13 protein-coding genes are annotated in these 13296 nt (G+C 40.3%); 6 read left to right on the top strand and 7 right to left on the bottom strand.

Going from position 1 to position 13296, the window contains the following annotated elements; all coding sequences use genetic code 11:
• From VB714_RS05400 to VB714_RS05385, 4 genes are all read right to left on the bottom strand, one after another.
• The coding region (locus VB714_RS05400) for a hypothetical protein (protein WP_323221934.1) at positions 1–1401 on the bottom strand (1401 nt) is incomplete at its 3' end.
• A gap of 15 nt (positions 1402–1416) precedes the next feature.
• A complete protein-coding gene (locus VB714_RS05395) occupies positions 1417–2232 on the bottom strand; it encodes an SDR family oxidoreductase (RefSeq protein ID WP_323221933.1) in 816 nt (271 codons plus the stop codon).
• A 65-nt stretch (positions 2233–2297) separates the two neighbouring features.
• On the bottom strand, positions 2298–2963 hold the full coding sequence (locus VB714_RS05390) for an SRPBCC family protein (RefSeq protein WP_323221931.1): 666 nt from the start codon (positions 2961–2963) through the stop codon (positions 2298–2300).
• Between the two features lie 381 nt (positions 2964–3344).
• The gene (locus VB714_RS05385) at positions 3345–3716 is read right to left on the bottom strand and encodes a site-specific integrase (RefSeq protein WP_323221930.1); all 372 of its coding nucleotides are present in this window, start codon (positions 3714–3716) and stop codon (positions 3345–3347) included.
• Between the two features lie 143 nt (positions 3717–3859).
• On the opposite strand from VB714_RS05385, the gene VB714_RS05380 reads away from it, so the two are divergent.
• Positions 3860–4135, top strand: a complete 276-nt coding sequence (locus VB714_RS05380; RefSeq protein ID WP_323221929.1) for a hypothetical protein — start codon at positions 3860–3862, stop codon at positions 4133–4135.
• A 20-nt stretch (positions 4136–4155) separates the two neighbouring features.
• Here VB714_RS05380 and VB714_RS27345 read toward each other — a convergent pair whose 3' ends face one another.
• On the bottom strand, positions 4156–4296 hold the full coding sequence (locus VB714_RS27345; protein WP_416309613.1) for a ribbon-helix-helix protein, CopG family: 141 nt from the start codon (positions 4294–4296) through the stop codon (positions 4156–4158).
• A gap of 176 nt (positions 4297–4472) precedes the next feature.
• On the opposite strand from VB714_RS27345, the gene VB714_RS05375 reads away from it, so the two are divergent.
• From VB714_RS05375 to VB714_RS05355, 5 genes are all read left to right on the top strand, one after another.
• Positions 4473–4829, top strand: a complete 357-nt coding sequence (locus VB714_RS05375; protein ID WP_323221927.1) for a DNA polymerase — start codon at positions 4473–4475, stop codon at positions 4827–4829.
• Between the two features lie 233 nt (positions 4830–5062).
• Positions 5063–8119 carry an ATP-binding protein gene (locus tag VB714_RS05370; protein ID WP_323221926.1) on the top strand — a complete coding sequence of 1019 codons (3057 nt, stop codon included), beginning with the start codon at positions 5063–5065 and terminating at the stop codon, positions 8117–8119.
• Positions 8116–8484, top strand: a complete 369-nt coding sequence (locus tag VB714_RS05365; protein WP_323221924.1) for a response regulator transcription factor — start codon at positions 8116–8118, stop codon at positions 8482–8484. Before VB714_RS05370 ends, VB714_RS05365 begins: the two co-directional genes overlap by 4 nt.
• Before the next feature lie 41 nt (positions 8485–8525).
• Positions 8526–10643: a trypsin-like peptidase domain-containing protein gene (locus tag VB714_RS05360; RefSeq protein ID WP_323221921.1), complete on the top strand. Its 2118-nt coding sequence runs from the start codon at positions 8526–8528 to the stop codon at positions 10641–10643.
• Entirely contained in the window at positions 10597–11730 is a 1134-nt protein-coding gene (locus VB714_RS05355) for a hypothetical protein (RefSeq protein ID WP_323221919.1), read from the top strand. The genes VB714_RS05360 and VB714_RS05355 overlap by 47 nt, the downstream gene beginning before the upstream one ends.
• Positions 11731–12087: 357 nt before the next feature.
• Here the strand turns inward: VB714_RS05355 and VB714_RS05350 are convergent, their stop codons facing one another.
• Positions 12088–12657 carry a Uma2 family endonuclease gene (locus VB714_RS05350; RefSeq protein WP_323221918.1) on the bottom strand — a complete coding sequence of 190 codons (570 nt, stop codon included), beginning with the start codon at positions 12655–12657 and terminating at the stop codon, positions 12088–12090.
• Between the two features lie 80 nt (positions 12658–12737).
• Positions 12738–13166, bottom strand: a complete 429-nt coding sequence (locus VB714_RS05345) for a hypothetical protein (protein WP_323221916.1) — start codon at positions 13164–13166, stop codon at positions 12738–12740.
• Positions 13167–13296: the final 130 nt, after the last annotated feature.

Genomic DNA, 13296 nt, shown 5'->3' with positions numbered 1-13296 from the left:
TTGCAGTAACTGGGAAATGCGATCGGCAATCGTCTCGTAATATTGGGGATGATGAGGGAGGGCAAATTCTCGACCAACCCAAGTGGTGCGATGAGCAAAGGCGGGAATATTGTCAGCTTCGGGAGCAAGGGAGGCGACAATAGTTTGAGGCGGTTGCTGGGCTAAATAGGTATAGAGGAGAGGAGTCTCCCCCACGACCCATCCTTGAAAGGCGATAATGAGCGGGGGAATCAGAGGAACGCCAATGAATACTCCTGCCAGCAAACCACTGCATCCGAGGGCAATTTTGGGCAGGAAACCTCGTCCCCTGTGTTGCTGCCACCAATTCCACCCTTTCTCTATTAAGGCCGCTAACACGATCCCTGCGGCAATGGATAGTACGAAACGCCAACTGTGATAAGTATAGCGACTGGGATAATACAGGCGAAAGAGCAAGAGATGCGCCAAGAAAAACAAGATAAGGGAGGCAACAGTCAAGTCAAGTAGGATTCTCACTGAAGGGAAAATGGCACGAATCGTGGCTGAATGCCAATTTCGGAGAAAGGGAAGGGTAAACCCCGCCCAGATAATGGAGGGAAAAATGGGAAATTCTAGCCCGCTCGAGCCTTCTAGCCAAAATTGAATGGGATTGACCCCAAAATATTCGTTGCGTCCACCTAAACCATATTCCAATTGAGAGCGCATTTGCTCGGCGGGGATAGAGGGACCATACTCAGAGAGATTGAGGGCAAAGGGAATGGCGATCGCGATCGCTACCAATAGCCCAGAGCCGACAAACCCCCAAAGTCGGCGATCGCGGGAGAGATGCCGGGGGGTTTCCCATTGAACGAGTTGGAGGCTCAAAACCATCATTGCAACCAGCATCATTTGCGGGAAAAATAAACCGAGTAAGGCGATGGAGAGGAGCATCGGCAGGAGCGATCGCCGTACCGTGTAATATAAAAATGCGGCAAAGAGGGGATATAAGAAGGCTCTCGGGGTCGCGGAAACCAGATCGTCGTTGAGCCATAAATGCTGGTTGAAAATGAGGGTGGCTAACCAAGCGGCCAAAGGGACAGGAACAATGGCTAAGGTCGTTTGGAAGATGAAGACGGTGGCAACTAAAGCGAGGGGAATGGGTAAGATTTGACCCAAGAACAGGGGGTCGAGGCCAAGCCAAGCCCCGAACCGATAGACTGTCGTAAATCCAAGGGGAGCAACACTGCGGAAATAGCGAGCGATCGCATCATTTTGGAAGACTTGCGGCTCGATAAATTGCTGAAACCAGACCACATGATGCCGCATATCGTCTTGAACGATAAATTCATGACCCGATACATAGTGCAGGGTAATGAGTCCATAACAAACTGGAGCGATTAAACTCAAGGCGAAATACCAACTGCGAGGCTGAGAAATATTCATGCGTTCGGAAATAATTTAACAGCGAGGGTGACGGGCAACAATGCGATCGAAATATGGGTTTAATAAAGGAGCCAGCAAGCTGTGAAAGCGCGAGAGGATGGTCATTTCTATTCCGGGAGTGATCGCGAACTTTCCTTTGGCGAGACCTTCGAGAATGACGCGGGCAACGGCATCTGGTTGCCATAATTGTGCTGTGGCCGTAATTTGACGGGTTGCGAGGGGTTTGGTTTGATTTTCTGCGGCGAGTTGGGGAGTATCGGTATCGGGAGGATAAACGATGGAAACGCGAATTCCCAAAGGTTTTAACTCCCCCCGTAAGGCCTCAGCGAGTCCTCGGAGAGCAAATTTACTGGCGCAATAGGCCGTGTAGCCGTAAATCCCGATGAGGCCGGCCCCAGAGGAGACGATCGCAATCTGTCCTACTTGCTGCTGTTCCATGGCGGGTAAAGCCGCGTGGATACAATAGAGAGTCCCAAAATAGTTAATTGCCATCGTTTCCTCAAAAATTTCTATGGGAATCTCTTGGAAATAATGGGCATAGGCTATGCCAGCGCAGGTGATAAGGAGGTGAGGAGGGCCGGAGTGGGTAATTGCTGTTTGGATGGCTTCCTCAGCGCTATGGCGATCGCTAACATCTGCGGATAATGCTAGGATTTGTTGTTCTGGCGATCGGGCTGCTTGTTCGAGCAAGATTTGAGTGTGACGCAATGGCTTCGAGCGACGGGCAATGATAGACAGATGTAAACCCTGACGGGCCAATCTGAGAGCGAGCGCTTGGCCGATGCCGCTCGAGCCGCCCGTAATGATTGCGTGTTTTCTGTTGGATTTCATAAGTTAGATCGCGAGATTTCAGACAAAAATCCCGATCGAGAAGAAAAACGAATTTAATGTCTGATTTAACGTCTGACGCGCTTTTCTGTTTCTTGTTTGATGGCAACGAGCGTATCTTCTAAAATCTTGCTGTAAGTTGCAAAAAATATCTCTCGAGCCGCCCGACCTCCCTTGGGAGAAAGGTTCACTTTATGGACGATTAAGGTCTGAGTTGGCGATCGGCCACTCGCATTCGGAATCGGTTCGATCTGCCAACTTCCCTGTAAACTATTCATATCTCCTTCGACCAACCGGAAGCCGATCTTCTGTGGATAGCTCTCGATGGCCTCAACAACAACGCGACTGCGATGACTCACTGAGAATATTTGCACGATGTTGACTTGTTCAAAGATACGACGATTCCCAACTGACCGTAATAATCGGCTAGTTTCCACATAGGGAAAGAAGGATTCAAGGTTATCATAATCTGTTAGCACTTGCCAAGCTGTAGCAACAGAAGCATCAACCCTAATCCGGCCAACAAATTGTCCGTTGTTACTCGATACGATTGCTTGTTTGTTTTTGAGGGAAACCAGTTCCCGTGCAGACAATGGCTCAAAGGCATTTTTACTCTGTTGAGCAGATGCAGATATCGTGAAGAATATAACCAATGATAAAGTTGCGATCGTTACGGGAATTGCAGTCAATTTGCTCGAAATTTCGTAATACCGATTGCGATGACGAGAAACCATAAACCTTACCATTCCTTACTCTTATCTTATGAGTATTATCTTATGAGTATGCAGCTAGGGGGCTGACTTTGTAGGAATCTTCCCTAAAATCGATCATGCTAGGAAAGATGAAGTTAACACCCTAGTATGCAACCCAAACCCAATTTTACAGCTAGTGGCAAAGTATAACAAACAAAATGGAGCGCATTTTTGAGCGAGATTCATCGCATCACGTCAAATTCGCCAGCAACTCGCTCAACTCCAACTGATCTTGATTGCGATTGTCATCATAAATCATCAAAGTGTTGAGATTTCTATGCCGCGATAGCTTCTGTGCCTTCCGTACATTCCCATAAATCGCGCTCCCCGTCAATCGATGTCCCTTGTGAGCGCGATCTAAACTCACAAAAAGAGGCAATTTACCATATGGTCTAAACTCCAACTGCATTTCCCTAAGTTTTGTGCCAAGCGTACCATTGATTTGATGGCACTGAGACGGCGATTAACCGTTGCTTCGCTCAACCCCTTATCCATCAACCATGCTTTATACTTAAACACCTTCGCGATCGCATCAAAACGAGGCAGAGAAAGAAACTGCGCCACCAATTCCGGGGTGGGGGGAGAACTCGCTAGAAAGTTAAAGAAATCTCGCAAATCCTTTTGATAAGCATGGCGAGTATTAGGCGATCGCTTATCCTGCAACAGCCGCTCGATAATATCGATGGGTTCCGGTTGCAGGAGGGCAGAAGGGGTAACGGGGACGATTTCGGTCATCGTTCGTAAAAGGCTGGTCTTTTCTATCATACAGCCCTTTAGCTTGCGATAATGTGTGTTTCCGCAAACAATTTGGCGACGGTCGGTAGAAGTAGCGCAATCGCTCTGATATCGGGGTACAACCCGATTTTTTCCCCTTCCCCATGACCCTTTTGACCAAACGAGATATTCTCCGGCGTTACGCGCCTAGGCGATCGCGTCGAGACAGTCCTTGTTCGTTCTACACATGGCAGGAAACCCAAGTGATGATGGGAGGCAAATCTCGCCCGAGTCCTCCCATTTCCCTCAATACCGATTACCGACTGGTCGATCGCTCCGATGAATTGGCAGACGCGATCGCGCCTCTGAAATCTGCCCCTTTCTTAATGTCGCAAGGGGTCTCCCGTTATACGGACGTTAACGGGAGGGGAATTGCATAAATAAACTGCGAAGCATCCATTTAATTAGGATTTTTGGGTAAGCGTTTGATGTAATCTCGAATGATCTCAGCAACAGATAAATCTTTGCTTTTAGCGTATCGGTTGATTTTTTCGTATTCATCTTGATTGACTCGAATTACTATCCGTTTATTCCTTGTCATTGTATGCCTCTATGTGTTAACATAATTGTATGAGGAGTGGCGGTAATACGCACCTGACAGCACCATGAAAACAACATAGAGTATGGGGTTCAATTCAGAAGTTCTAGTTAGCCCGTGAAAAGGTAAAACTCTTGAGGGAGCTAGATGAGTACAGAATTGTTCAGTACAAAAAGGCGGTGGGTCTCATCGTGAGGGGCTGCGGGCGGAACCTGCGTCCGCCCTTTAAAAGCCCCGTTTCTGCCTGTGGAGGTCAAGAGAATACTCAACCTTTGAAGCAGGAAGCCCCACCCGGAAAGGTGCTGATTAAAGCCGATTATAGCCAAATCGAATTGAGGATTATGGCGAAAGCCAGCGGCGATCGGCGCATGATGGATGCCTATCGTCGGGGGGAGGATTTGCACCGATTGACGGCAGCTTTGGTGTTGGGGAAGGCAGTTGAGGCGTTGTATGGTGAAGGCGGGGGAGTATTTTATTCGTCCGATTCCGGTGGAGGTGGAGATTCGAGCAGTGGAGAGTTGGGGGGAGTGATTTAAATCTCCTTTTTACTCTGTTCAGAGTGGTTCAAGAGGGGTATCTTGGCATCCCAATATTTTTGAAGTAGAATTAGTCAATAGTCTGAGCAATTTCTGGAATAACAGCTGAAACCTCTATTGGTCTCGTTGACAAACGTGGTCATTGTGGTATCTTAAACCGCATTATACCGTCTCTGCTCAAAAAGTATCCGGAGTATTGCATAAGTAAACAAGTTTTCAAGGAGGTCTTGAGAATGGGAAAACCAAATTCTATCTCAGTTGAGGACTTGATGCGATATCTCAACATTAACGACTGGAAGCACTTTCAAAGATTAATCAAAAACAATAAATTACCTCAAGTTTCTCAAAATAGACTGATTTCTCGTAAAGATGCAGATAAGATAACACTTGAGCTTCGAGGGAAACGTGTTGATTGGTATTCAGTTAAACAATTGGGAAGAGATACTAACACAGGTGGACCGTTACGACTAAAACATTTTTCCAATATATCAAAAGATCTTGAAGATTGGTATTTACAACTTAGTACTCACAATTCGAGAGATTCATATACACAACTTCCAATTTTGGGAATTATTTGCTTGGGTGGATTTCTTCGCGGACACAATAGTAGCAATGACACTCCCTTTATTTTACCTCTCCAATCAGGAATTAATGTTCTTATAGGTGATAGAGGCTCTGGTAAGTCAACAGCTTTAAATATGTTAACGCTTTTATCCGACTCTACCACGGAGCGAGCAAATGTGCTGATAAAAACAGTATTAGAACTTCTACAGGGCAAGCAAAACCTGAGAAGTAGCTGGAAAAGACGGATATGGTATACTCTCCGTACTTATGGAGTAGATACTTATATCTGCTTCTTTCGTAAAGAGAAAGAAGTGTATGCTTTTTATATAAATACCATAAGAGAAGGTTATGAACTGCTACATCGAGAGCAGCATGATTGGTTGCCTGCAAGTGAAGATATTGATTCTCTTTTTCCAAAGATGCAAATTCTTCATCAAGGTGATGTTTTTCGTATTGCTGATGATGATGAACAATTAGTTTTGAATAACATTTTAGATAGTTTATATCCCAACTTATATGAGGAGAGAAAAAAATTAGCCCATCAGCTTGTGAATATCGCTAATCAGTATCATGGTATGAAGAATAAAATAAAACGTCTTAAAGTAGATAGGCGACGTATTGATTCTTTTTTAGATTTCTATCCTCAACGTTTTAAGGAGATTCAAGCAGTGGCTCACACTTCTACAAAAAGTATTATAGAAACATTAAATGAAATAGAGTCTTATATTCAGGATTATGAGCGTGTAGATATATTTTTAACTGAAGGTTCTTTATATGAACTTCTTCAGTCAGGTAAAGATGCAATGTTTTGCCTATATGTGGGTAGAATTTCAAGAGTTCTTAGAGAGAAGATAGCAAAAGTTAGGCATTTACTCCAAAACAATATATCGACTCAAGGAAATGTTTCTACAATTCATCAGCGACAAAAACTGACCTTTTGGCAAGGTCAAGCATTAATAAATAGAAATAACAAAGAAGACAATAAATTTGGATTAGTATATCAAACGTTGAATGAAATATTGTTTTTTCTAAAAAAACGTATACCTTCAGTTCGTCAGATATGGAAATATTTCCATAATTTACCAGTATGGAATAACGAGATTTCTGAACTTTGCAAACAATATATTTCTTTCTTAGAAAATCAATCAAAACTAATCAAAAAGCAAGAGATTTATTGTAAAAAAATTAGCGATATTTTGAAACAAGAAAATTTAGATATTCATCTATTTACATATAAAGCTGGTATTATTTTAGATCGGAACAAGGAGATCATAAAAGAGTTAAATAAAGCTGACGAACATTTTACTTTTTTGTTTAATGCAGATATTTATGTATCCAGAAGCGAGCTTTTTGAACATTACAAACCCTACAAAAATACACTTACTAATATGTTTAAATATCTTGAGACAATAGGAGATTCAGATACTTCCATAGAAGCTAACAAAGATTTTGTTTTCCATCCTATAAGAGTTGAGCTACGTCAAGGTAATGTTTATCGTTCCTTTGAACAGCTTTCATTTGGACAAAAAAGTGGTATTATTTTGATGATTGCAATATGGATGACTAAAGCAGACATTATTGTAATCGATCAACCAGAAGATAATTTAGATTCCCAATCAATTATTTATATGCTAACCCCGACAATTTTACGTGTTAGCAAAAATCGCTCAGTAATCATTGCTACCCATAATTCTAACCTTGTCATGGGACTAGGGCGAGAAAATCTCAATCTTTTTGTTCTGGAAAGTTATGAAGAGTTTGGTCGCCTTCTTGTCTTTGGAAGCTTGCGTAACGAAATTATAGTTCGTAAGATGATTGATGTGTTAGAAGGTGGTATAGAAACATTTGAAGATAAATGGAAGTTGTACGATGAATTTATAACCTTGTTTCCGTCAGACATTCAAGATATTGATATCGCACTGATAGAAAGCTCCTATCGCCGTCGCATTATAGATAATTTACGTAACTATCTTCAACCTGTAGTTAGCGATCGTTTTATTTTAACATCACTACGTCATGAACTAAAAAATTTAGATCAGAATCGGCAAACATGGCTACAACAAAATATTGATTCTACTAAATATGAAATTGAGCAATATCATAAGACTTCAATTGGGTTAGAAGCTATCATACTGAAACTCGATTTACTACTCTCAAGTTTAGATAAGCATCTCGATCGCGTAACAGATGCAATTGAACAGATTCGTCGTATGGATACTCAACCGCATCCTACTGAATTTGAGCTATATTTATTGATTTCTGAAGAAATTAACTCTTTATCTCATCACGATATTAATTTTGATTTAAGAGAACAACTAAAAAATTTCAAAGTTTATGCAGATCAAAATCATACTCGATTAATTTTTAATAACTTGTTCAAAAATGCAGTACGAGCTACACAGAGAAAAGCAGCTGAGTATCTAATGGAAGATTTTGAAGAAGAGTATACACAAACAATTATCATTGATATTTTGGAAACCAATCCTTTATCTATAGCTATCCAAATCTCCGATAACGGTATTGGCATCCCACCCGATATTCAAGACAAGCTTTATAACGAACGTTGCTCAACTCAACTAGGAGAAGAACATGGATATGGAGGAATTATTATTCGTAAACTTTTAGATCTAAATGGAGGGTCAATTCAAGTAACTAATACACGCTATAGAGATCAAAACAGCGGCACTGTCCAAAAAATACTGTTACCTATAAGGAGCAAAATATGAAGCGTATAATTGTTGCTGACGATGAACATGAACTGGCTCAATGTATTAAGGATGCTCTAGGCTCAGAGTATCAAGTAGATATTGTTCACTCAGGGTTAGAAGTTCTGAAGTTATACAAGCAAAAGAAAGATCTCGATCCTTATCATGTACTTATCCTTGATGTAAATTTTTCTGCTGGTATTAATGGGTTAGAAGTTGCTAATTTAATTAGACAACAAGATCGAGAAATTCGTATTTTAATTTTTAGTGCGTATGATTACTCTGATATTGTCAGACAGAGAGCATTTGATATGGGTGCTGAGTTTCGTGCAAAACCTTTAGATCCAATAGATATTCACAAATTTATTCAGGATGCACCTCTGTAAGATTATTTTACACTTCATAAATTTATTATAGGAGATTGGATATGAACCCAGATATTTTCATTCTTGTTGTTGACGATGAAGAAAAAGATTTAGTATCTTTTAAACAATCTTTATATGAATTAGGAAATAAATTTGGCCATCAGATTGATATAAAATCTGAGAATAATGTTCTAGAAGCATTAAAAGTTATTCGTCAACATCGGGTAGATGCTATTTTTTTAGATTATTACTTTGAAGGAGGTATGAATGGTGATGAGCTACTTGATTTTCTTCCTGCTCACTTAGACAGTTTATACATTGCTTTAGTCTCAGGAAGGAATGAAGAAGAGTTGGATAAAATTGTCACAAAACGAAACGCTAATCTTGACAATAAAGACTTTCCATTTCGTTATTTATCTAAACCAGTTTACAGTCTTCAATTAAAAGATGTGTATCAGGATATTGTCGAATTTCTTAGTAAACGCCCTTTACCTAATCCATTAGCTTATACTTCTAGAGTAGTAGATGAAAGTGAAAACAAATTAGAAAAACTAACAGCAATGAATATCTTTTTAGAAACCACCATGAAGTATCTGGTAGGAATTCTCGCATCAGATGGCTTGTATCGAAATGCTCAAAGGCTGTTACCACGACGATTTAATAAAAGAATAGAATATAGTTTTGGTGTTTGTTTGGAATGGTTGGATGAACTATATCAACAAGCTCAACACACAAATACTGGTGTAAATAATTTTGTTCCTGAGATTTTAGAGTTTTTATCTAAACCATTATCAAGTCAACAAACTCCTTTAGAATTTCTGAAATCTTTTGAAAACATCTGTGAACACCCGTTAAGGCGTGGTTTTATTAATGACGAAGCCTACTATAGAAATATAATCGATGAATTACACCAACCATTGACACAACTCAGAAAAAGATTAAACTTTTTAATTCGCTATTCTCTAGTTGCTGTAGAAGAAATCAATGTTAATGAATCTGATTCTAATAGTTTTAAATATCGGCTGCGAGTTCTAATGGGTTTGGAATCGCATCCAGTTGCTAGAACATTTGTTTCTAAAATGAAACTCGAAAAAGGTAATATATACATTAAGAATAAAGTCTTTCGCAAAGATTCATTAGATCAATTTCTTTTATTAAATCCTTTTGTAAGTTTTCAGTTTTGTCCCAGTTGTGGAGTACGTCGTATTTTTATGCTGGATACAATACAAGAAGAAAAGCTATATCATAGAGATTACGTAAATCACACCAATGAAAGTGAATTAAATTCACAAAAAATCAAAGCATTTTTTGGATTAAATTTTGATACTGTGGATTCTGAATATTCAAAAAAACACAGATATTATATTGATGGTCAAAATGATTTAGACGAAAATTCATTGGTAAGTTACAAAACAGTTGAGAATCCTTTTTCACCAAATTACCCAAATTCCAGCTTTGAACACGAAGCTAATCCTCAAAACGAATTGATGTCTTCTTTAGCAGCCGATGAACAGTTAGTAAATTGTTCTCATTCAGTTGCTCGTGTAAGCATACCAAAAATTATTGATGGAAAGATGCAAAACTCTTCTACAGGTACAGCATGGTTGATAACCCCTCAATTAGCCTTAACTTGCTGGCACGTTATTGAAGCAAGAGGACGCTGGGATGATCCAATCAACAATTCGGATCTTCAAGAACAAATTAAACATGGCTTGTTAATTTTTGGAAATATACTACCCAATCAGGGTGTTGAATATAAAATTAAGAAACTTGAATACTATAGTTGTGATTTGGACTATGCTTTACTCCGTTTACAAGATCGAGAATCTAGTCTTCAACAATGGAGATTTTTGACATTAAGTGAGGACGAACCTGTTACCATCCAAACTAAACTCCTAGTTATTCAACATCCTAAAGGGCAGTTAAAACAACGCTCTGAAGGATATTTTATAAAGCTTGGATCGGATTCTAATCGCATTCTTCATAATGCCTCTACTGAACAAGGCACTTCAGGTTCTCCCGTATTAAAAGTGAGCAATTGGCAAGTTGTAGCACTACATAATGGTGAAAATGATTCTGAACATTTGCGAGAAGCCACTCTGATCTGTGCTATTTTGTCGGACTTGAAACAAAATGACAAAAAGCTGTATTCTGAAATCATGGAATGCCAAAATTTATGAGGTGATTATGGCAATAGGTGTCAGTCCTGTTTACTATCCGACTCAACCAACTCCCCCACTCAATCTAGAATTAGATAATACCTACTTTCTAGTTAAGCTGCATGATTCTCAAGTTTTTTACCAAGGTGGATTTTTAAATGAGCCTAAATTTGTTATTTTTAATTCGTCAGTTGAAAGCTCTTTTCATCCAGACTCCACAACTCAAAGCTTACACAAAATCTTCTTTGGTCAAAAAAATCAACCTTGCCATTTAGGTCTTGGTATCAATCTAACTGATTGGTTGCCAGCCCGTCCTACCGATTGGTTACGTATTACCTTGAAATATACAGTATGTCAGAATAAACCGCTACAAAATTTAGTGACTCAACTCGAACAAACAGGTTTACTTGCTCAAGTATCATTACTCCGACCGGATTGGGCTGTATCTCTAAAAATCAGTAAAATTGTTGTTCAATTAATGAGTTTTTTGCTACAAGAAGGCTCTCATCAGGAGATTTTCTCCTGTATAATAGATCTAAATCTTCAACATTTAAAAGCAGGCTATCATGTTGTTATTGGATCTCAAAGTAATGAAATTTTACCAACTTCCCTCAAAGTAGACACAAATGGATATCTGACAGATATTAGTGGAAATTCACTGTCGCATCTTTCTTATGCCACAATTCAAGTATTAACACTAAAGCGGCGTGGACAAGAAATTGCTCGCGATGAACCTTGGTGGGAATTACTGGAGACTGCAAAAGACCAAATTTTAGATGCTGAACCTACTAACGATCAAGAACGCCGGAAACTTTCAATGTATTGGCGCTCTACATTAACTCAAGTTCGGATACTAGCTCGAAAGCAACGAGGCTTTTTATTACCAGAAATCAAAGATATTATGAGGGTAGCTCAAGTTGAGGTAGATGCCTGCTTAACCCCACAAAGAGCTAACGAGGCTTTTGGGATGGAAGACTTTCCTGATGATTTACGGGATTGTCTCGATGTGCGAACTCCGCAAGAACTGTATGCGCTAGTTCGAGATTACCAAAAGGCATTAGAGTTATCCCAAAAATTGCTGAAGCAGTATCGGAATCCAAATTGGTGACAATTTCTGGGAGTATTAGATTAATCATAGCTGATTAACCTAACATTTTTTATGTCTTCTTAGAGGGGAGAATTTATACAACAAGATGAACATTTTCAAATTGTGCAATTAAATTTGGAATCTCTCAAACTGGTGAGGGCTATACTCAAACAACTCCTGCTCGGACAGGGCGAAACGCGATCGCTCCGGACTGCTCGCCACCCGACAATAATATGCCCCATTACGGTTCGTTGTGATAGTTAATTCGTAGACATAAGAGCCTATCGAATCCAGAAGTTTGCAGCATTCATAAAGTCCATCCAACCCAATCGACTCACAGAGAGCGATCGCAATCCCATCCCCAAAATATCAAGCCATTCATCCCATAAAAATCTCATCATAAATCTCTGCCATTGTCAAGGTCAAACCCACTGAATTTAACTCCAAACTATCCTGCGCCTCTAAGATTTCCAGAGACCAATTTCCGGCTGCATTCCGTCGATAAACTTCCACCTTCATTTCTGTTTGAGAAACGAGGACATATTCCTGTAAACTGGGCAAACTTTGATAATTTAGCCATTTTTCTCGTCGATCTAAACTTTCAGTAGAAGGAGAAAGCACCTCAACAATTAAACAAGGACGAGTTGTAAAATATCTTTCCGTATCTTGAGGGTCGCAAGCCACCATGACATCGGGATAATAAAAAAGATCCGCAGTATTTCGAGCAATGGGAATATTGACCTTCATATCTGATATGAACGTTTGACAGCCACTCCCCCGTAAGCGAAACTTTAAGAAACTGGCAATATTGAGAGCAATACGATTATGTTCTTTGCTCCCCCCAGACATAGCGAAGATTTGGCCGCCAAGATATTCATGACGAATGGGACTCGTTTTTTCCCCTTCGAGATAGTCCGGTACGGAAATAAATGCGGCAGAAACTTTCATGAGTTTGTCCTATTTTCAAGAACTATCCCAATTATATCAAATCCGATCGCCCGACCAATCCCATCCATCTTTCACAGTCTTTATTTTGATATATCCCGTCCAGCATAATCGCCCCCACCCGTATCGATCGCAATCGTATCCCCAAGATGCTGCTCGATTTTAGCTTCTTTGTAAGTTTGGGAATGATTGCAAATGCGATCGCTCTCAAACTGGTGAGGACTGTACTCAAACAACTCCTGCTCGGACAGGGCAAAACGCGATCGATCCGGACTGCTCGCCGCCCGACAATAATACGCCCTATTGCCAATTGCCTGCAACTCCTCCGCATCCCGCTTTGATGCCATGACAAACTCATTTAACTGCCCGTGCAATGCTTCAGTTTCAATTCTCACCTCTACATTCTCTCGTATTAGTTCCTCCTCCACCAACCTGCAATAAAAATCGATCGCATACCGCTCCACCGCACGGGCAATTTCCACCGGAGTCGCCCCCCGATATGCCTTGAGCAAGCGATAAGTAGGTATACGAAATTAATTGCAGATGTGGTAAAATAAAACCCCAAAAGACTAAGCAAGCATGGAAAAATTAGCAAGAGAAACCCAAAAACTACTGTGGCGGATTTATCGAGAAAGTGAATCA

It is taken from the genome of Spirulina sp. 06S082 (assembly GCF_034932145.1).
Lineage (GTDB): Bacteria > Cyanobacteriota > Cyanobacteriia > Cyanobacteriales > Spirulinaceae > CCY15215.
This window is presented reverse-complemented; position numbering and strand designations above follow the sequence as displayed.

What these genes read in the sequence shown, in the direction of transcription:
- VB714_RS05395 (WP_323221933.1), bottom strand. Translation starts at nt 2,232, where the DNA reads ATGAAATCCAACAGAAAACACGCAATCATTACGGGCGGCTCGAGCGGC.
- VB714_RS05390 (WP_323221931.1), bottom strand. Translation starts at nt 2,963, where the DNA reads ATGGTTTCTCGTCATCGCAATCGGTATTACGAAATTTCGAGCAAATTG.
- VB714_RS05385 (WP_323221930.1), bottom strand. Translation starts at nt 3,716, where the DNA reads ATGACCGAAATCGTCCCCGTTACCCCTTCTGCCCTCCTGCAACCGGAA.
- VB714_RS05380 (WP_323221929.1), top strand. Translation starts at nt 3,860, where the DNA reads ATGACCCTTTTGACCAAACGAGATATTCTCCGGCGTTACGCGCCTAGG.
- VB714_RS27345 (WP_416309613.1), bottom strand. Translation starts at nt 4,296, where the DNA reads ATGACAAGGAATAAACGGATAGTAATTCGAGTCAATCAAGATGAATAC.
- VB714_RS05370 (WP_323221926.1), top strand. Translation starts at nt 5,063, where the DNA reads ATGGGAAAACCAAATTCTATCTCAGTTGAGGACTTGATGCGATATCTC.
- VB714_RS05365 (WP_323221924.1), top strand. Translation starts at nt 8,116, where the DNA reads ATGAAGCGTATAATTGTTGCTGACGATGAACATGAACTGGCTCAATGT.
- VB714_RS05360 (WP_323221921.1), top strand. Translation starts at nt 8,526, where the DNA reads ATGAACCCAGATATTTTCATTCTTGTTGTTGACGATGAAGAAAAAGAT.
- VB714_RS05355 (WP_323221919.1), top strand. Translation starts at nt 10,597, where the DNA reads ATGACAAAAAGCTGTATTCTGAAATCATGGAATGCCAAAATTTATGAG.
- VB714_RS05350 (WP_323221918.1), bottom strand. Translation starts at nt 12,657, where the DNA reads ATGAAAGTTTCTGCCGCATTTATTTCCGTACCGGACTATCTCGAAGGG.